Origin of the sequence: Pseudomonas sp. SC3(2021) (assembly GCF_019856535.1) — a bacterium.
Lineage (GTDB): Bacteria > Pseudomonadota > Gammaproteobacteria > Pseudomonadales > Pseudomonadaceae > Aquipseudomonas > Aquipseudomonas monsensis.
In genome coordinates this window covers 785459-804241 of record NZ_CP082236.1, presented here as the reverse complement: position 1 = coordinate 804241, position 18783 = coordinate 785459, and the positions used below count along the sequence as shown (strand labels likewise).

Genomic DNA, 18783 nt, shown 5'->3' with positions numbered 1-18783 from the left:
TACTTTGGAGAAGATCATGTTTCACACTTCAAGGATGTCCCGGATCTCATTGGCGCTTGTTCTGGGCCTGAGCGCCGGCAACGCACTTGCCGCCATCACCCCGCAACAAGCCGAACAACTGAAAACCACCCTCACGCCCATGGGCGCCGAGCGTGCGGGCAACGCCGCCGGCACCATCCCGGCCTGGACCGGTGGCATCACCCAGGCGCCGGCCGGCTACAAACCGGGTCAGCATCACCCGGACCCATACGCCGCCGACAAACCGCTGTTCACCATCACCAAGGCCAATCTCGACCAGTACAAGGCGCACCTGAGTCCCGGGCAGATCGCGCTGTTCAACAGCTACCCCGACACGTTCCAGATGCCGGTCTATCCGTCGCGTCGTTCGGGTTCCGCGCCGCAGTGGCTGTATGACAACACCTTGAAGAACGCGACCTCGGCCAAGCTGCTCGAGGGCGGCAGTGGATTCGCCGATGCCTACGGCGGCGTGCCGTTCCCGGTGCCCAAGGACGGTATCGAAGTGCTGTGGAATCACATCACCCGTTATCGCGGGATCTACGTGGTGCGCCGCGCATCCGAGGCCCCGGTGCAGCGCAACGGCAGCTTTGCGTTGGTCACTTCGCAGCAGGAAGCGCTGTTCAACTTCTACCGTCCGGGCGGTCAGTACGCCGACCTGAAAAACATCCTGTTCTACTACCTCGCCTTCGTGAAAAGCCCGGCACGGCTGGCCGGCGGTGCAGCGCTGGTGCACGAGATGCTCGATCAGCTCAAGGACCCGCGTCAGGCCTGGGTCTACGACGCCGGCCAACGCCGCGTGCGCCGCGCGCCGAACCTGGCGTACGACACGCCGATCGCCTCATCCGATGGCCTGCGCACCGCCGACGACACCGACCTGTTCAACGGCTCGCCGGATCGCTACGACTGGAAGCTCAAGGGCAAGCAGGAAATCTACATCCCCTACAACAACTACAAGGTCGGCAGCCCGGACGTGAAGTACGCACAACTGCTCACCCCGGGCCACCTCAACCCGCAATTCACCCGCTATGAGCTGCACCGCGTATGGGTGGTCGAAGGCAACCTGAAACCGGGGGCGCGGCATATCTATTCCAGGCGCGTGCTGTTTCTTGACGAGGACAGCTGGGGCGCGGCGCTGGTCGATCAATACGATGGGCGAGGGGAGTTGTGGCGGGTGTCGATGGCCTACCTGAAAAACTTCTACGACCTGCCGACCACCTGGAGCGCACTGGACGTGTTCCACGACTTACAAGCCCGTCGTTACTACGTGCAGAACCTCGACAACGAAGAAGCCTCCACCGTGGACTTCTCACAACCGGTGCCGGAAGACGCGTATTTCATGCCGTCGGCGTTGCGTCAGCGCGGCACTCGCTGACGGACTGGACTGGTGATCGAACGCAATCCCTGCTGCAGATCCTGCACAAGGCGGGTTGTCTGTGACATTGGGGGACGGGGCTGACGCAATCGCGGGCAAGCCCGCTCCCACAGTTTTTTGAGTCGTTCACAATTGTGTGTTCGACTCGTTACCTGTGGGAGCGGGCTGGCCCGCGATTGGATTTACGCTTTGGCGCTGATTGAAGGTCAGACGCGGAAGTGGCTGACCATCTGCTGCAACTGGCCACCCAGACGCGCCAGCTCAACGCTGGACGCTGCGGTCTCATCGCTGGCGGCGGCGGTTTGTTCCGACACGTCGCGCACGTTGATGATGCTGCGGCTGATCTCTTCGGCCACGGCGCTTTGCTGCTCGGCAGCCGCCGCGATCTGCTGGTTCATCGACTGGATGTTCGACACCGTGCGGGTGATGTTTTCCAGTGAGTCGCCAGCCTTGCGGGTCAGGGCCACGCTGCTGTCAGTCAGGGCGCGGCTGTTGTTCATCACGGCAGCGACTTGCTGGGTGCCGTTCTGCAGACCGGCGACCAGGCCTTCGATCTCTTCGGTGGATTTCTGCGTGCGCTGAGCCAGGCCACGGACTTCGTCGGCGACCACGGCAAACCCACGGCCGGCTTCACCGGCGCGGGCTGCTTCAATCGCAGCGTTGAGCGCCAGCAGGTTGGTCTGTTCGGCTACTGCCTTGATCACGTCCATGACGCTGCCGATCTTGTCGCTTTCCTGTTGCAGCACACTCATGGCTTCGGTGGAACGCACCACTTCGCTCGCCAGACGTTCGATCTGGGCGATGGCTTCATTCACCACTTTGTCGCCTTCACGGGCTTCACCATCAGCGGCGGCTGCGGCTTGCGAGGCTTCTTCGGCGTTGCGCGCGACTTCCTGCACGGTGGCAGTCATCTCGTGCATGGCGGTGGCAACCTGATCGGTCTCGACCTTCTGGCTGTTCACACCGGCGCTGGTCTGCTCGGTAACGGCCGACAGCTCTTCGGCGGCGCTGGCGATCTGGGTAACGCCGTCGCGGATGCCGCTGATCAAGTCACGCAGAGTCACACCCATGCGCGCAATGCCTTGTTGCAGTACGCCGAGCTCGTCGCGGCGGGTGACTGTGACGTTCTGGGTCAGGTCGCCGCTGGCAATGCGCTCGACCACGGCCAGGGTTTCTTGCAGCGGACGGGTAATCTGACGAGTGATAATCACGGCGGCAATCACGCCGACCAACAGCGCCAGCAGGGTGCTGATCAGTTGGAAGGTACGGGCCTGAGCGCTTTCGATGTCACGACGGTCGAGTTGAATCTGATACAGCTGCTCGCTGGTGTTGACGATCGCGGCGCCTTGGTCGGTCATTTCCTTGCGCGCCTGTACCGCTTCGCTGTTGGCGTTTTTGTACGCCTGCAACGCGCTGCGGTAGTTGAGCAGTGCGGTTTCCAGCTGACGCAGGGCGTCTTGCTGGCTGTCGGCGAAATGCGCGCTCAACTGCTTGAGGCTGGCGATCGCGACGTCGAGTTGGCCGACGGCTTTCTGTTCGGTTTCGGCGTTGGTGGTGGCGGTGTAGCCGCGCACTTCGTAACGGGCGAGGATGAACGCTTCCTTGGCGGTGGTGATTGCCTGGAACTGATCGAAACGCTGCTCACTCATGTCCATCTGCTGCACGCGCTTGCTGATCGTTTCGATCATGTTGTAAGCGGTCTCGGCATTGGTGCTCATCACGTCGCGCGCGCTGTTGCCGGTGCGGTAGGCGTTGCGCATCTTGTTCAGCGACGTCTGGTATTCGGCGATGGTCGCCGCCTGCTGCTTGAGCAGCTTGACGTTTTCCGGGCTCTTGAACTTGTTGATCAGTGCTTGCTGCTGGGCGGCAAAGCTTTCAAGGGTGGTCTGCACATTCTGCGCGGCGGTTTCGTCGCCGTTGGTCAGCATGTATTGCAGGCGCACCACGCGCAGTTTGGTCAGACCGGCATTGAGCTGGGTGATGTCGCTCATCCAGTTGCTGCGGTCAATAAGGCCGCCGAGGCTGGTCCATCCGGTCAGGGCCAGTACGCAGGTCAGGGCCAGGACCAGGCCGAAGCCCAGGCCCAATTTCATGTTCACGCTGATGTTGCCGAACCAGCTATTCATCACAATTCCTCCAGGAACGTTGTGCTTCTCGATCATCGGTCAGGCTGGAAGATTGTTGTTTTTTTGAGCCAGCAAGGGTGTAGCAGGACTGTATCGGCCGTAAATCCGAGAGCTGAAAGGATTTTGTCCCGGTGGATTTGTAACAACGGATCCCAAGACTTTTTTCACATGAGTTTCACTGCCTGCCCATGTGGCCATCGGTACCGTGGCGCATCGAATGACAAGTGATGCTGGCTGGCGAGGCGGTTTTTGTGGAATTGAGACTGAGTCTGTTTGGCGTCAAGCGCTCGATCAACCTGAGCGCCCTGGCGCGTTTTCGCAATACCTGGGTGGTGCTGGCGGCCTCGGTGTTGGTGATTCCGTTGACGTTGTGGCTGCTGGCCCCGGCGACGGTGCCGGACCTGGCCCACGGCAATGTCGCCGGGGCCAAGGCACTGGCGGCGGATTGGGCCAGGGGCGATGTGATCGTGCTGGTGCGCCATGTCGAGCGCTGCGATCACTCGAAAGCGTCCTGCCTGAGCGGCAACGACGGCATCACCGACCGCTCGCGCAGTGTCGCGGTGGCCGTGGGCGCACAGTTCGAGCACCTGGGCCTGAACAAGGCCGAGATCTACAACAGCCCGTCGATGCGCACGGTGCAGACCGCCGGTTATATGTTTAACCGCGCCGCCAGTGGCGAAGAGTGGCTGATCGACTGCAAGGGGCGCATGTTGCAGGACGCGCTCGCGCATAAAATTCCGGGGCGCAACCTGATTCTGGTCACCCACAGCGAATGCATGGGGCAGCTTGAAAAAGACCTGGACGTCTCGGCCTCGAACCCGGGTTACGGCTCCTCGCTGTTCGTTTCCACCGCGAGTCCGGTGGGCCCCAAAATGCTCGGTTTTATTGAAGCTTCCGACTGGCGCACGGTAACCGCCCGATGACGTCTCGTTTCTGCGTTTACAACTTCGGGTTATTGCAGGTGAATCAGGAAACCTGAGTACGCCTGCTGTTGATTGGTGGCGAGGGGATTTATCCCCGTTGGACTGCGCAGCAGGCCCTCTTTTAAATCAAGAGAAGGGCCGCTGCGCGCGCCAACGGGGATAAATCCCCTCGCCACCATGGCTTGCCGCCACGCGGCAAAAGATTCAGTAGCCGACGAAGTAGTACGCCTGCCGCCCGACGATCAATGTCTTGAGCACCTTCAGCGGCGCAGCGGGCTCGCTGTCGCCCGCCATCACCGCGACGTGTGATGGCGATGCACTCAGGTACTCGCGCAGTTGCGCATCCGTGTCCAGGCCCTTGAGCACCTGTTGGGTGTAGAACACGCTGGCACCGCCGAGCCGTTCGTTGGCCTGAAACAATGCGACCTGATGCCCTTGCGCCTGCAGCGTCTGAATTTGTTCGGTCAGCGGCAGGAACGAGAGTTTTTTATCCGCGTTGGGCAGCGCCCATTGTGCGGCGCCAAGGTAACTGGCGATGATCACCGTCAGGACAGTAGCGCCCAATGCCTGACGATGACGGGCGATGCGCCCTGCAAAGCGGCTGGAAGATTCGTACGCTTTGAGTTTTTCGAACAGCACACCCACATATTCCGCAGCGATCACCGCTGCTGCCGGTGTCATCGACATCAGGTACACCGTGCGTTTACTCGACGCCAGCGTCAGCATGACGAACTGCGCGACGATCCACAGGCTGAAGAACAGCAGGTAACGGTGGGTCTTCAATTCTTTGCGGAAATGCCAGAGCCCCAGATACACCAGGATGTTCCACGGCAGAAAAGCTTCCGGCAGTTTGGCGAGGTAGTAATAAAACGGTTCGTAGTGCCCCGCCTCGACGAACGACCCGCTGAAGCGCCCGACGCTGTTGGTCAGCAACACTTCTTTAAGCGCTTGCGCGCCGCCGTGCTGATAGAGCACCGCCAGCCAGATCATCAACGGAATCAAACCGACCACGGTCAGCAGGCCCGGCCGCAGCCAGTCGCCGAGTTTCAGGCGTTTGTCCAACAGGTTGTCGGCCAGCAGATAAGCGAAAATCACCACCCCCGGCATGGCCAGGCCCAACACCCCTTTGCTCAAGGTGGCGATGGCGATCCCGACCACGAACAGCAACGAACTGCCCGGGGTCGACGCTTTTTGCGCCTGGAAAAACCCCAGCAACGCGGTGGTCACGCCGAGGGCCAGCAGCGCATCCTCGCCGACCCCGCGCACGTTGCTCCAGTAACTGGCCATGGTGGCCAGCAGGATCCCGGCGGTCCATGCGACCGTTTTCGGTCGGCCAAACCGGCGCAACATGCCGTACAACACCATCACACTGAGCAGCCCGGCCACCGCCGAAGCCAATCGTACCGCCCACGGCGAAACGCCAAACAAGCGCATCGCGCCCGCATCCAGCCACAGGCTCAGCGGTGGTTTTTCCAGAAACGGCTCGCCGAACAGCCGTGGCGTGACCCAGTCATCGTCCAGATGCATCTCCATGGCGATGCCGGCGACGCGGGCTTCGGTAGAACCTTGCAATTGATGGTTGCCCAGCGCGAAGAAAAACAGCAGGGCGGCGAGGAGAAACAGCGAAGTGGCGGAACGCGACATGGGTTTCAAGCAACCGGAAGGGGCGAAGGTCTGAGCATACTTCGCCAATGCTTAACAAATTGTGAAACTCACGCGAGATGCCGCGACCAGCGCTTTTCCGGTGTTTCGAACACCGGATTGACCAGCGCCGTCAGCACATGATCCTGCCAGCGCCCGGCAATATTCAGGTACGCCTTGGCGTAGCCTTCGCGCTCGAAACCCAGCCGTTCAAGCAACCGCGCACTGCGTTCGTTACCGGGAATGTAGTTGGCCATGATCCGGTGCAGGTTCTGGGTTTCGAACATATAGCCGATGCCCGCCTCCAGCGCTTCCTGCATCAGCCCCTGACCCTGACGGGTTTCATCGAGGTGATAACCCAGATAACACGCCTGGAACGCGCCGCGAATAAGGCCGCTGAAGTTGCACGCACCGATCATTTGCTCACCATCCGGCGTCAACAGGGCGAAGTGCATGGCCAGTCCGGCCTCGAATGCGCTGGCCTGGACCTCAAGGCGTCGGCGAATTTGCTCGGTGGAAAAGTATTCGGTGGTGCGGATCGGCGACCACGGGGCGAGGTGGTGCAGATTGCGTCGATAGAAATCACTTTCGAGCTCTGCCTGATCCGGGGCGAGTATCGCCAGCGTCAGGCGTTGGCAGGGCAGGGTCAACAGCGGCATCGGGCGTTCCTTGGCGAGGGATCTGCTGGCAGCGTCGCGCAATTACCCGGGGCACAGCAAGCTGTGGCTGATTTCAGGCAAAAAAAAGCCCGCGGGAGAGCGCGGGCGAACCGTAGTTTCTTGAATGAGCAAACGGAATGTACAGGTTCGACCGGGCAACGGCAGTGAAGAAAAATTCATCTCGATCAACTGCTACACCGTGGCTCGATCCTGACAGGCAAGACCGCTCGCGCCTTAAGGGTTTCGCCCGTCAGTGGCGAACGTCCGGCGTCGGCGATCCCGGCGAGGCAAGATTGTCCCGAGCCCGGCAGACGACGATTTCGGCCAATGCGCTCAGCTGTTTGATCGCCACCGCCACATGACGCCGGGAGCCATCGAATTCTTCGGCAAAATTTTCACTGATGGCGGCGAGAGACCCGAGCAGTTCGCTGGCATGCTCGAGCAGGGTGATGGTGTCGACGTCGTCACGCACCCTGAGCATCTGGTTGAGGGGAAGGCCAGGCCGTCGTTTCGAACCGCCTGTGGCGGCGGTGGCGTTCGATCGGGTTTTCGTGCGGGCCGTTTGCGCATCGGGTAATACCGGTCCAACGAGCGAAAGTCGGGTGATTTTTTTCATGACGCAGCTCCGTGGAATGAACAGCAGGCGAGGAGGGTAACGCCCCGAAAATCGCTGCACCAGTTCATGAAAGTCGACACGTGTTGCGGGAATTTTCCTAGGACGCCCGGCGTAGGACACTGCCGCGCTGGCAGCGCCCCGGCTCAAGGCAAATGGTCAGCGGCAAAATCAGCCTCTGAGCGGGCCCGCAACCGCCCCTTGCGGCAGGCCGTCTGGAAGCGTTCGAAATCGCGTTCGTTCTGCGCGGTGTAATGTTGCGCGTACTTCAACAGCGCATCCGCCAGCGCATCGCCTTTGCCGATGTAACCACTGATCTGCGCAGCGAGGCCGGAGGCTTTGGCATGGGCTCGGGCGAGGGCGCGGCCGCAAACTCGCCCGTAGGCGGCGAACGTCTCTGCGTCGAAGTTTTCCAGTTCGGCGGAGATCTTCATGTCGCGCAATTGCCGCACGTAGAAGTGCCGCCCCCTGGGGCCGGTGGTCCAGCCCAGAAACATGTCGCTGGCCGCTTGCATCAGGCGTTGCCCCTCGACCACGCGCTGACCTTCATGGCGCACCCGCGATTTGCTTTTGACGTAGTCGGCGAGCACCGAGCGCCGGGCTTCCTTGAGTTGCAGGAACAGCGGGAACTCCTGATCGTCGGTCAGCAGCGCCACCAGACAACGCGTGCCGACACTGCCGACGCCGACCACTTTGAATGCCAGATCCTGCACGTGAAACCGCGACAACAACTCGCGGCGGTCGGGTTGCAACGTGCTGCGATACTCGCGCATGAAAGTGTCGAAGAGCGGACGCCAGTCCGCGAGTCGCAGCCAGTCATCCTCGGCATCCAGCAGCGTAGTGTTTTTGTGCAGGTGGAAAATTTCCGGCAGGTCATCGCGAATGATCAGGCGCCCGTGGGCATCGCGTTCACTGATTTTCGGCAGCAACTCGGCGTGCGTGCGCCGCTCGGCCTTCTCGATGGCGCGCTGCACATGTTCAAGGGTACTTTTGCGTGCCTGCGCCAGCAGGTCGTTGTAGCTGATGGACTCGTACCAGTTTTCCAGCGTGCTCTGTTCGGCGCATTCCAGCAGTGTGGTCTGATAGGCGCCGACCATTTCACGGCACACCTGCTCCTCGACCGACTCACCGTGGCGCAAGTCGCGGGCGGCCACTACGAAACTCGCTGCGAGTCGCTTCAGATCCCACTCCCACGGACCGGGATGCGCCTCGTCGAAATCGTTGACGCTGAACAGCAGATTGCGCTCAGGCGTGGCAAAGCCCCCGAAGTTCATCAGATGGCAGTCACCGCAGATGGGCACGTTCAGGCCCATGTTCGCCGTGCCCGACAGATCGTGCGCCTGCAGCAACGCGTTGCCGCGAAAGAAGGTGAACGGCGACACCAGCATGCGCCCGTAACGCAGTTCGACCAGCGACTCGACACGGCCCTGGCTGGAGGCCTTGATCAACGGAATCGGATCACGGTTCATCTTGCCTGTGGACGCCTGAGCACTGCGCGAGCACTGCTTGCGGGCGTCCTTGCCTTGTTGCATGCGGTCTTTGAGTGAAGTCATGAGGGCTCGGTTCGGCGGAAGGGGCGCCGTGAGTGTAGAAGCGCTTTCGGGGTTTATCCGCTGGCGTGAGCCGGGTGAAGCTAACTCAATACTCCGTCACCTTGTCCTCGCGCAAAACCCACCCGGCCTCGCCCGCCACCAACGTGTATTGAACCTGGCGCATCTTCCCCGTGCGGCCTGCGCCTGCGTCAGCGCTGTCATACACCGGGAAGCGCTGCACCAGGCGGTTTTCCACCACTGCAAACGAATCCTCGCCCTGATAGCCCTCGGCGGTTTTCGGGTTGTCGCTGACCGGGGGCAAGTAGATTTCGCTCAGGGATTTTTTGTTATTGGCTGAATAGGCGATCAGATCGCCCGGCATGCCGCGCCCGGGCGAGCGGGTAAACACGTAGAGTTCAGGGGAGCCGTCGTTATTGAGGTCTGCGACTTCGGCACGCACGACCTCACCGGTGAGCGCCCGGCTGATGATCGCGTTATCGATCTCCAGACCTTTGGGGGTGATGCGCAGCGTCGGTTTGCCGTCAACCTGTTCGGTGCTGACGTGAAAGGTAATGCCCTGCCATTCCAGCGTCTGCTCGAAGGGCTGTTTGCCGCGGGTGGCATCGCCATTGACCAGTCTCAGAGACAACTCGTAGTTGGCCACCTCGTTGCGCCGTGCGGCATTGCGCATGAGATAGACCTGAACCGTGTACTCGCCATCGGCCGGCAACGTTCCGAGGAAGTGATTGCCCATGATCGAACCGTTGAACAGCGCGTAATCCGCGCCCTTGGCGGTGATGTTGAAATAGGCGGAGGTGTTGGACGGTTTGAAGTCGACGGTGAGCAACTGGCCGGCCCTGGCATTGAATCTGTACTCCGCGGTCTGGTCACCCTTGATCGACTGTTTGCGCTGGACGCTGTCGGCGCTGGTTGTGAAAGCGATCGGTTCGACGCGCACAGCGCCAGCATCTGCTGCGTGGGCAGGCAGGGAAATCAGTACCGCCAGCGCGGCGGCGATCCAGGTTTTCATCTTCAACTCCATTGCATCTCGATGTTTGCAGCATAGAGGCTGCGTCGAGCAGTCGCCCAGTGATTACGCGGATTAAATGTTGCTGGATTTGAGCACGTGCTTGGGGTGATGTTCCCTGACACGAATCAGCTGTTCACATAATTCTCACCTGAGTTTTGCCATGATCGTTGCCGGTACTTCATAGGCTCAAACGAGTGATCCCGTCATGAATGTCAGCGTTCTCTACGCTTTGGTTGCGGCGGCGCTGTTTGGCGCCAGTACGCCACTTGCCAAACTGTTGGGAGCACAGATTTCGCCGATTCTGTTGGCCGGGCTGCTCTATCTGGGCAGTGGTCTGGGCTTGACCCTGCTGCGTGTTGCCCGCGATCGAGGCTGGCAGCGTTCCGGACTCGGCACCGGCGAATGGCCATGGCTGGTCGGCGCCATCGGCTTCGGCGGTGTGCTGGCGCCGGTGGCGTTGATGTTCGGTTTGACCAGAACATCCGGCGCCAGCGCGTCACTGATGCTCAACCTGGAATCGGTGCTCACGGCGCTGCTGGCCTGGGTGGTGTTCAAGGAAAATGCCGATCGGCGAATCGTACTCGGCATGCTCGCCATCGTGGCCGGCGGTGTGGTGTTGTCATGGCCGCAGGGGGCCATATCGGCGCAAGACTGGATCGGGCCACTGGCCGTCGCCTTCGCCTGCTTTTGCTGGGCCATCGACAATAACCTCACGCGGAAAGTCTCTGCCTCGGACGCACTGTTCATCGCCGGCAGCAAAGGCCTCGTGGCCGGTCTGGTCAACTGCGGCCTGGCCTTGTTCATCGGCAAACAATTGCCCGCCGCCGACTCGCTGGTGCCGATCCTGCTGGTCGGGTTTCTCGGCTACGGCGTCAGCCTGGTGATGTTCGTCCTCGCCCTGCGCGGACTTGGCAGTGCGCGCACCGGCGCGTACTTTTCCACCGCGCCGTTTCTGGGCGCAGCTATCTCCATTCTGCTACTGGGCGAGTCGATATCGCTGATGTTCCTGCTCGCTGCGGCGTTAATGGCCGTGGGGGTGTGGATTCACCTGATGGAGAACCATGCCCACGAGCATCAGCACGAACGGCTCGAGCACGATCATCGCCACACACACGACGAGCACCATCAGCATACGCACGGGTTTGAATGGGATGGAACTGAGCCGCACAGTCATCCGCATGTGCATACGCCGATGCGGCATAGCCATGCGCATTTTCCGGATGTGCATCATCGGCATGAGCATTGAGGTGTGTGGGGGGGGGGGTGGCGGAGGGGCTGGATGGGACGGCCAGATGCGACAAAGCCCGCACTAGGCGGGCTTTGTCGTTGAGAGTGCCGGGGTAATCTGTACCGGGTTTGTAACTAGTTGATTTATATCAGATTATTATTCTTAGTAATCGTGTTGGAATACTTCTTGGAATACTGTCGTCAGTGGCGGTGCTTTGTGAGCTGGTTCGACGTGTCCGATATTGTCTCACCTAGTCCAGTGAGATTCGACTGTAATAGCTCATCCCTAAAAAGGCCTACTTTCTATATCGTATAGAAGTAGCCATCAGCACATTTATTACCATCATCTCCATCTCCATCTCCATCTCCATCTCCATCTCCATTTCGCTTCAGCCCGAACACTGCTCCGTTCTGTTACGCCTGGTGGCTGGTAACGTAGTCGATTGCAGCTTGTACAGTAGTGATCTTCTCGGCTTCTTCGTCAGGGATTTCAGTCTCGAATTCCTCTTCCAGAGCCATCACCAGCTCAACGGTGTCTAGGGAGTCAGCACCCAGTTCGTCAACAAAGGAAGCAGTATTGACCACTTCTTCTTCTTTAACTCCCAGTTGCTCGGCAACGATTTTCTTGACGCGGGCTTCAATGGTGCTCATAACTTGTTTCACTCCCAATGGACAAATTCAGGCAGCTAGCCAGTGGCTAAGTGTATAGAAAGACTTTTCAGTTTTTCAACTGAAAGCTTCACTCCTCAGCCATGAGATGCTCGTTAGCCTTAATTTCGTCGACGATCTGCACATAAGCGAGGCACTACGGTCGTTGACTGCCTGCAATCAAAGCACAAAGCACTAACGGCCATCATGGATTTGAGAAACGCCGCCCAATCCCATTACCGAGACATGGCTGGCCGGTTGAGGCGAGAGCGCAGGTCAAGGGAGGTTAAGCGGTGCATCGGGCTAAATCGCAGCTTTAACGGCATCGGTCATCAGCGCGTTCGGGAGGCTCAAATCTACTCTAGATTAAAAATTTTAAAATAGTTATGTCGTATTTTAGAAGACCAAAAGCGTTAAGACTAACTACACTTTATATACGAAATGTTTGGACTTATACTTGGAAAAAGTCCGCTTTAATGATATTGTAAAGACAAACGTCTGTACAGGTGTCATGTTATGGCTTCGATCAATGTCCGTGTGGACGATGACCTCAAAAACCGTGCTTATCGCGAATTGGAACGTTTGGGAATGACGCCGTCCGAACTCATGCGCCAAGCCTTACGGTATGTAGCTGATCACGGTCAGCTACCATTCCAGTCTGTGCTCATGACAACGGATAATGAACCCGCATAAATATTGTGCGCGAGCGTTTAGCGAAACCGCAGCACGATAAAGCTTAACTGGGGATGGAACGTGTTACAACAAGTATTTAACGCAATTCAAGCAAAGCGTAATCGGCCGTGGAGTAATGAGGAGGAAGTAAGACTGGCGTGGATTGGGGCTATTGAAAACGCTTTGGGCGTGCACTTCGATGCAGAGCGAGCAAAACGTGATGGTAGCTACAACAACGTAATTATAGAATTTAAAGCTCCAGGACTCTTTAATGGATCAAAAAACAGCGCTAAATTTAAAGAAGCGACGGAAGATCGGCTACTTAAGTACATTGTTCGCGCTGCAATAGCTCAGAATATTAATCAAGATGAATATATTGGAATAGCGATCGATGGCGAACATGTTTGTTTCGCTCAGGTTGTAGATAACAATATACACACACAACACTTGCTACCATTCTCGCCTGATACAGTTGGACTTGTTCTGGATGCTATACAGAACAACTATCGACGTGCAGTAATTACAGAAAATCTAATTGAGGATTTTGGCCAGGGTGCGCCAAGTGCTATTGCACTGATGCAGGCTATGGCAGACGCATTGTCCGATAGCCTTGAGTTGTCCGGTAACAATAAAGTTAAAATGCTGTTTGAAGAATGGCGCACGCTCTACGGTCAGGTTGCGGATCTTTCCATTGAGCAACATAGTGCTATTAACGCTTCATTGCGATTTGTCTGGAATGGCAGTCCAAGATACAAAATGGCAGGTCGGCTTTTTGTCATTCATAGCTATAATTCTCTCCTTATCAAGCTATTAGCTGCGGAGATTGTATCTGCACATGGTCTATCGTCGAAGACTAGTCCAGCCCAGGAAATGGCGTTCCTTTTGTCTGATGACGCCTTGATTAAATCGCTAGCTACCGATATTGAGCGCGGTCGGATTTTTTCCGAAGCTGGTATCAAGGGATTTGTTGAGGAAGCTATTTTTAGCTGGTACTTGGACGTCTGCGACAACCCTACTTATAAAAAGTTAATTATTAACTCTTTACGCGGTGTTTTGCGTAAGCTAGTAATATATCGCACAGATCGACTTGAACGGACCCGAGATGTGTTGCGTGATTTTTACCAAGGACTGGTTCCTGAAACATTACGCAAGAGTCTCGGAGAGTTTTACACACCTGACTGGCTTGTTGAACATACGCTTTCCAGTGTAAATGTAAATGATTGGCTGAAAATTAGGGGGCTTGATCCTACTTGTGGGTCAGGCTCTTTCGTTATTGAAATGATTCGCCGCAAGCGACGTCTAGCAGAAGAGGCTGGGATGTCAGCTTCTAAAACTATCGAAATGCTCTGCGAATCAGTATGGGGTTTTGATTTAAACCCCCTAGCTGTACAGACAGCACGTGTGAATTACCTAATGGAAATCGCTGACCTATTGCGAGTATGCAAAGGTGAGCAAATCGAAATCCCAATTTTATTAGCGGATGCCATTTACTCACCGGCACGAGACCCAAATGAAAATGAAGATGTGATCTCTTATCAAATTGGCAGCCAAGTAGCCCGATTGGATATTCGTTTACCAGCGGACCTAGCTTTTAATCGTAAACGGTTAGACAACGTTTTTGAGCTTATGGGTAAATCTGTAGAAGACAACATGGCGTTTGAGCAAGCCGAAAGTGTCTTGATCGAATCTGAGCTCTTGAGCACTCAAGATGCTGCAGCTTGGCGTAAGCCATTGAAAGAGACTTATGACCAGGTTTTAAACCTTCATCGGCAAAACTGGAATGGTATTTGGTTTCGTATTGTACGAAATTTTTTCTGGTCAGCTACTGCTGGTAAGTTCGATCTAGTATGTGGGAATCCGCCCTGGGTGCGCTGGTCTAAGCTACCCGAAGCATATAGAGAACGAGTAAAACCCACATGTGAACAATATTCGATTTTCTCCAATACCAAATTTCATGGCGGCAATGAGCTTGATATTTCTGCCATGATCACTTACACCGCTGGAGATAAATGGTTAAAAATTGGCGGTAAGCTTGCTTTCGTAATAACCCAGACAGTCTTTCAATCACCATCATCTGCGGGTTTTAGAAACTTTAAAATCAACCAAACGGATTGGTTGTCACCACTTTTCGTTGACGATCTTCAAGCCCTTAAGCCATTTCCGGATGCTGCTAACAAGACTTCTGTGGTCGTTTTCGAGAAAGGGAATGTTATTCCGATTTACCCGGTTGACTACCGGGTTTGGCAGGCAGGAGCGCGTGGAGGAAGGTCGATTGATCCGACGCTTTCTCTCCAGGACGTCTTAAGTCGTGTATCGATTCAGAACATGGAGGCTATGCCTGTTGGCGATACTGGATCGCCATGGGCCATTCTTCGGCCGGGACGCTGGGAAATGCTCAACAAGCTCTCGGGCGAATCAAAGTGGATCCTAGGACGGAAAGGTATAACAGCAGATCTTAATGGTGTTTATTTTGTGCCAATCGAAGATGTGTCTACGAATGGATTGGTTCAAATCAGAACTCGACCTGAAGCAGGAAAAAAGGATATTGGAAATGTAAAAAAGGTTTGGATAGAGCCTGATTTACTTTTTCCCTTAATTAAAGGTGCAAGAGACTTTGAAGCTTGCTACTTCAAGCCATCGCAAGATCTTTTTACATTTGTACCTAATACTGGCATAAATAGGGACGACTATAAGGCCGCTACAGCGGCTGTCAATAAGTTGAAAAAAACGAGGCAGTACTTTGAATCGTTCGAGAAAATCTTATCTGAGCGATCCACTTATCGAGGTCGAATGCCCGGCGCACCTTATTATGCTGTCTATAATGTAGGTGATTTTACTTTCAAACCTTGGAAAGTTATTTGGGCAGAAATGTCAGGGCGTTTTTCTGCCGCAGTGGCTGGTAATGGGAGCGTTCCTTTTAAAGGTGACCGTCCCTACGTGCCGGATCATAAAGTATACTTTGTAGCTTTTGATAATAAGCAGGAAGCTCATTTTCTTTGTGGTCTACTGAACTCTTTAGTTGTAAAAGAGTACGTTGAGAGTCATAACATCTCGATACAAGTTGGCAATATTTTCAAGCATATGGAGTTACCTCGATTCGATAACAAAAATAAGGCTCACCTTGAGCTAGCTATGTTGGTTGAGCATGCTCATCAAGAGCATGATGGGGTCAAACGACTTTCGCTTGTTGCGGAAATTTCGACCAATGCAGATAATGTTTTAGAATCGTGGATGGCTAAACGCTAAGCTAATCTTTAATTGAGCCACGCAAAAAAAGGGCCTTTTAGGCCCTTTTTCGTTTAAGTTTACGGATTGCCTAATGCACAACTTAAGTCCGCGGCGCATGTCGACGATTGCATCACGAGCGGCATATTCAGCCATCGCCAAACCGACACCCAAGTGGAGCTTGTCGCTGATGTTCATCTGCAGGAATCGCAACGCTAATATTCGATGAAAATACCGGCGCCGTTGTTTGCGCAGGCAATGGGATGGATGCTGTTTGAAGGGCCGTGCTTTTCTGCACCTGCACCCGAATCCGCTTGTGGACGAGATTTGCGTTGAGGCTATGGCTGAGCGCGATGCTGGCAATCGAAGTTCCGGGTTGGGCACACTCTTGAATGACCTGGGCCTTGAAGTATTTGGAGTACGAACGGCGTGTTGGCTGCATGAAATAACCGCTTTAAAGGCTAGAACTGGTGCTTACCTAAATTTTAGTGCGCACCATGTTCTGGCTTTGCGGGGCGGGTAGATGACTTGGCCGGACGCATACTCACAATCGCCGGAGTGTGAGAATGTACCCCGCCTTAGGCTTAGCGCGGTTTGCTGATAGCTGTACAAATGTGCAAAAAAAGAAGGGCCGCCTGCCTTGGCTTTAAGTCTAGGCAGGCAGCTTTTCACGTGTCATCGGTTTCGGGTAGGTGAGCGCTGTCTAATTTTCCGTCAATTCCTGACCCTCCTCACGCAGACTATTTTGAAATTGCGATGCATCTTCTAAGTATTGCGGACTGGATGCTCGCCTTTACCTGCTGGCCTCTCTCGGATAAAAGTGGCTTGGTGAGAGTTGGCGCGAATCTTTAGTTCCTCATTTCAATGATTGCTGACATTGAAAGATTTCCGGTAGCAGCCCCCTGAATGTGTTCGCTCCACCATTGCATCATTGGACGCCTGCGCTCGATATAGTCAGCCCGGTTATAGGCGCTGCGTACCTCGTCCTTATCAACATGAGCAAGCGCAACCTCTATCAGCTCAGGATCCCAGTCGTGCTCGTTGAGGATAGTGCTCGCCATTGACCGAATACCGTGGCTCACCAGGCGGCCTTCGAAACCCATACGCTTTAATGCCATGTTGGCGGTCTGGCTGTTGCAGTGAGTGCGAGGATTCCGGTCTGCAGGAAAGACATACTCACGGTGTCCGCTGAGGGGCTTGATTGCGTCAAGGAGAGCTACTGCTTGTTCTGTTAGCGGAATGATGTGCGTGCGACGCTTTTTCATCCGCTCCGGCGGTATCGTCCAGATCCTCTTCTCGACGTCGATGTCCACCCAGCGAGCAGTAGCAGCCTCTGCTGGACGAGTCATCGTGTGAAGTTGCCACTCGATCAAGCAGCGCGTAGTTCTTTTTATACTGGCATTGGCGACGGTCACCATTAACTCTTTCAGCTCATCAGACGCGAGTGCCGCCATGTTTTTCTTTTTTGGTTTCTTGAAGACTGAGCGAATCCCGCTAAGCGGATTCGAATGGATCAGGCCTGAGTTGACGCCGTAAGTCATGATTTCGTTTAGACGTTGACTTAGCCGCTTGACGGTCTCAAGACTACCCTTGGTTTCAAGAGGCCTCAGCAACTTTATGACCGCTGGCGCGGTGATCGCTGAGATTGTAGTAATAGCCAAATCAGGAAAAACGTGCAGCGTCAGAGACCGCCAAATGTCCTCAGCGTAGGCAGTGGTCACCGAGTCTTTTTTGAGCTCGAACCATGCGGTGGCCACATTCTTGAAAGTGTGCTCCGTGCTCGCTTTCAGCGTTTGCCGATCTGCGTCGCGCTTCGCCTTCGGATCAAGTCCTTGAGCAACAAATTCCCTGGCTTCAACCGTCCGTTTTCGCGCTTGAGCCAGGCTCACCTCCGGAAACGTGCCGAGGCCCATGTTGATCCGCTTTTTGGTCACTGGGTGGATATAGTTAAAATTCCACAGCTTTGAGCCATTGGCTCTGACCCTCATCTGAAGGCCGTCGCCATCTGTGAGGATTTAGTCCTTTTCCTTTGCTTTAGCGGCTTTGACTTTGACGTCTGAAAGCCGCGTGGCTTGGGCACCCATGGTGTTCTCCAACGCTGTGTGTATTCCAAAAAATATCAGTGGAAGGCTTGGAATACCACCTGGAATACACGAGTTGATGGATGATCTCGGATCCCTTCGGATCCCTTCGGACGCCAATGGATCTGAAACCCCCGTATTTACTGGATTTCAGGCACAAAAAAAGACGTCCGTGGACGTCTTTAGATGATGAAGTGGTGGAGCCGGGGGGATTTGAACCCCCGTCCGCCAGTACTCCGCTGTCGGTACTACATGCGTAGCCGTTTCTATTAAGTTAACCCTCAGCGACCCGAAGGGCAGGGTGCTTTGGGCGAGTTGTGTAAGTTTTAGCCGCTTCGTCCACAACGTACTGCACGGCGATTCTGTTCTATATGACAATCATTTCGGGTTTACAGACATCCCCTGATGATTGCTGGACCCGAAGGTACCAGGAGCATTGTCAGCTGCAATTAAGCAGCGAGAGCAACACCGTATTGGTCGTCATTGGCAACTATAAGTAGTTGCAACAGTGGATTTACGACTTCTGTTACCAAGTCGGCATGCACCTAAAGTTTCGCAACCGGCGTCGAATCCTAAACGGCCCCGAACTCATTGCTCAGCACAACTGTTTGAGCAACAAGCCTGCGCAGTGTACGCCAAACGGCCCGCGAGGCCAACCCGAAGGTTGGCCGGGCAGCTGATCAGTTGTTGGTGCCGGTGGATTTGCGCAGTTCCACGATGGTTTGCGAGGTTTCCGCAATGCAATCGTCGATTTTGCCATCAGCCTTGAGCGCCTCGGCCTTGCTCACACTGGCGTTAGCGCGCTGGCTCAGTTCCGGGTTCGCTGACAGCTGCCCCTTGGCATTGTTGATGGTCTGAATATTGGCATCGCACAGGTTGGCAGGCTTGTCCGCGGCGAACGAAGTGGAAGCCATCATCGATGCAGTAACGAACAGACCTAACAGTACAGAACGTTTCATGTGTATCTCCTTGAACCGAGTGGGTCCAGACTTCGCTGGCCGTCAGGACGGGCAACC

General features: G+C 55.6%; 13 protein-coding genes, 1 other RNA gene and 3 pseudogenes. 5 read left to right on the top strand and 12 right to left on the bottom strand.

What is annotated here, in order from left to right; all coding sequences use genetic code 11:
- Nucleotides 1–16: 16 nt before the first annotated feature.
- Nucleotides 17–1390, top strand: coding sequence for a DUF1329 domain-containing protein (locus tag K5Y35_RS03720; RefSeq protein ID WP_222833693.1), 1374 nt, complete (start codon nucleotides 17–19; stop codon nucleotides 1388–1390).
- Nucleotides 1391–1596: 206 nt separating this feature from the next.
- On the opposite strand, the gene K5Y35_RS28070 is transcribed toward K5Y35_RS03720, so the two are convergent.
- Entirely contained in the window at nucleotides 1597–2301 is a 705-nt protein-coding gene (locus tag K5Y35_RS28070) for a methyl-accepting chemotaxis protein (protein ID WP_409347920.1), read from the bottom strand.
- A gap of 201 nt (nucleotides 2302–2502) precedes the next feature.
- Nucleotides 2503–3381: pseudogene (locus tag K5Y35_RS28065) on the bottom strand (methyl-accepting chemotaxis protein); the annotation flags it as partial.
- 386 nt (nucleotides 3382–3767) lie between these two features.
- Here K5Y35_RS28065 and K5Y35_RS03710 point away from each other — a divergent pair.
- Entirely contained in the window at nucleotides 3768–4439 is a 672-nt protein-coding gene (locus K5Y35_RS03710; protein ID WP_222833692.1) for a histidine phosphatase family protein, read from the top strand.
- A gap of 204 nt (nucleotides 4440–4643) precedes the next feature.
- On the opposite strand, the gene K5Y35_RS03705 is transcribed toward K5Y35_RS03710, so the two are convergent.
- The 5 genes from K5Y35_RS03705 to K5Y35_RS03685 all read right to left on the bottom strand — a co-directional run bounded on the left by K5Y35_RS03705 (nucleotide 4644) and on the right by K5Y35_RS03685 (nucleotide 9914).
- Nucleotides 4644–6083, bottom strand: coding sequence for an ArnT family glycosyltransferase (locus K5Y35_RS03705; RefSeq protein ID WP_222833691.1), 1440 nt, complete (start codon nucleotides 6081–6083; stop codon nucleotides 4644–4646).
- Between the two features lie 68 nt (nucleotides 6084–6151).
- Complete coding sequence (gene rimJ / locus K5Y35_RS03700; RefSeq protein ID WP_222833690.1) at nucleotides 6152–6739, bottom strand: ribosomal protein S5-alanine N-acetyltransferase; 588 nt, start codon at nucleotides 6737–6739, stop codon at nucleotides 6152–6154.
- 250 nt (nucleotides 6740–6989) lie between these two features.
- Nucleotides 6990–7355: a DUF6124 family protein gene (locus tag K5Y35_RS03695; RefSeq protein WP_123464475.1), complete on the bottom strand. Its 366-nt coding sequence runs from the start codon at nucleotides 7353–7355 to the stop codon at nucleotides 6990–6992.
- A 143-nt stretch (nucleotides 7356–7498) separates the two neighbouring features.
- Nucleotides 7499–8905, bottom strand: a complete 1407-nt coding sequence (locus K5Y35_RS03690) for a DUF2252 domain-containing protein (protein ID WP_222833689.1) — start codon at nucleotides 8903–8905, stop codon at nucleotides 7499–7501.
- An 85-nt stretch (nucleotides 8906–8990) separates the two neighbouring features.
- On the bottom strand, nucleotides 8991–9914 hold the full coding sequence (locus tag K5Y35_RS03685; RefSeq protein WP_222833688.1) for a PliI family lysozyme inhibitor of I-type lysozyme: 924 nt from the start codon (nucleotides 9912–9914) through the stop codon (nucleotides 8991–8993).
- 205 nt (nucleotides 9915–10119) lie between these two features.
- On the opposite strand from K5Y35_RS03685, the gene K5Y35_RS03680 reads away from it, so the two are divergent.
- Nucleotides 10120–11160 carry a DMT family transporter gene (locus K5Y35_RS03680; RefSeq protein ID WP_222833687.1) on the top strand — a complete coding sequence of 347 codons (1041 nt, stop codon included), beginning with the start codon at nucleotides 10120–10122 and terminating at the stop codon, nucleotides 11158–11160.
- A 395-nt stretch (nucleotides 11161–11555) separates the two neighbouring features.
- On the opposite strand, the gene acpP is transcribed toward K5Y35_RS03680, so the two are convergent.
- A complete protein-coding gene (gene acpP, locus K5Y35_RS03675) occupies nucleotides 11556–11792 on the bottom strand; it encodes an acyl carrier protein (RefSeq protein WP_222833686.1) in 237 nt (78 codons plus the stop codon).
- Between the two features lie 513 nt (nucleotides 11793–12305).
- On the opposite strand from acpP, the pseudogene K5Y35_RS03670 reads away from it, so the two are divergent.
- Both K5Y35_RS03670 and K5Y35_RS03665 read left to right on the top strand, forming a co-directional pair.
- Nucleotides 12306–12529, top strand: a pseudogene (locus tag K5Y35_RS03670) (type II toxin-antitoxin system RelB/DinJ family antitoxin).
- A 13-nt stretch (nucleotides 12530–12542) separates the two neighbouring features.
- On the top strand, nucleotides 12543–15707 hold the full coding sequence (locus K5Y35_RS03665) for an Eco57I restriction-modification methylase domain-containing protein (RefSeq protein WP_261991234.1): 3165 nt from the start codon (nucleotides 12543–12545) through the stop codon (nucleotides 15705–15707).
- 127 nt (nucleotides 15708–15834) lie between these two features.
- Here the strand turns inward: K5Y35_RS03665 and K5Y35_RS28060 are convergent, their stop codons facing one another.
- The 4 genes and pseudogenes from K5Y35_RS28060 to K5Y35_RS03645 all read right to left on the bottom strand — a co-directional run bounded on the left by K5Y35_RS28060 (nucleotide 15835) and on the right by K5Y35_RS03645 (nucleotide 18726).
- Complete coding sequence (locus K5Y35_RS28060; RefSeq protein ID WP_222833685.1) at nucleotides 15835–16128, bottom strand: transposase; 294 nt, start codon at nucleotides 16126–16128, stop codon at nucleotides 15835–15837.
- Between the two features lie 406 nt (nucleotides 16129–16534).
- Nucleotides 16535–17770 (bottom strand): annotated as a pseudogene (locus K5Y35_RS03655) (integrase domain-containing protein).
- 192 nt (nucleotides 17771–17962) lie between these two features.
- Nucleotides 17963–18351, bottom strand: a transfer-messenger RNA (tmRNA) gene (gene ssrA / locus K5Y35_RS03650).
- Between the two features lie 96 nt (nucleotides 18352–18447).
- Nucleotides 18448–18726: a hypothetical protein gene (locus K5Y35_RS03645; protein ID WP_222833684.1), complete on the bottom strand. Its 279-nt coding sequence runs from the start codon at nucleotides 18724–18726 to the stop codon at nucleotides 18448–18450.
- Nucleotides 18727–18783 lie beyond the last annotated feature (57 nt).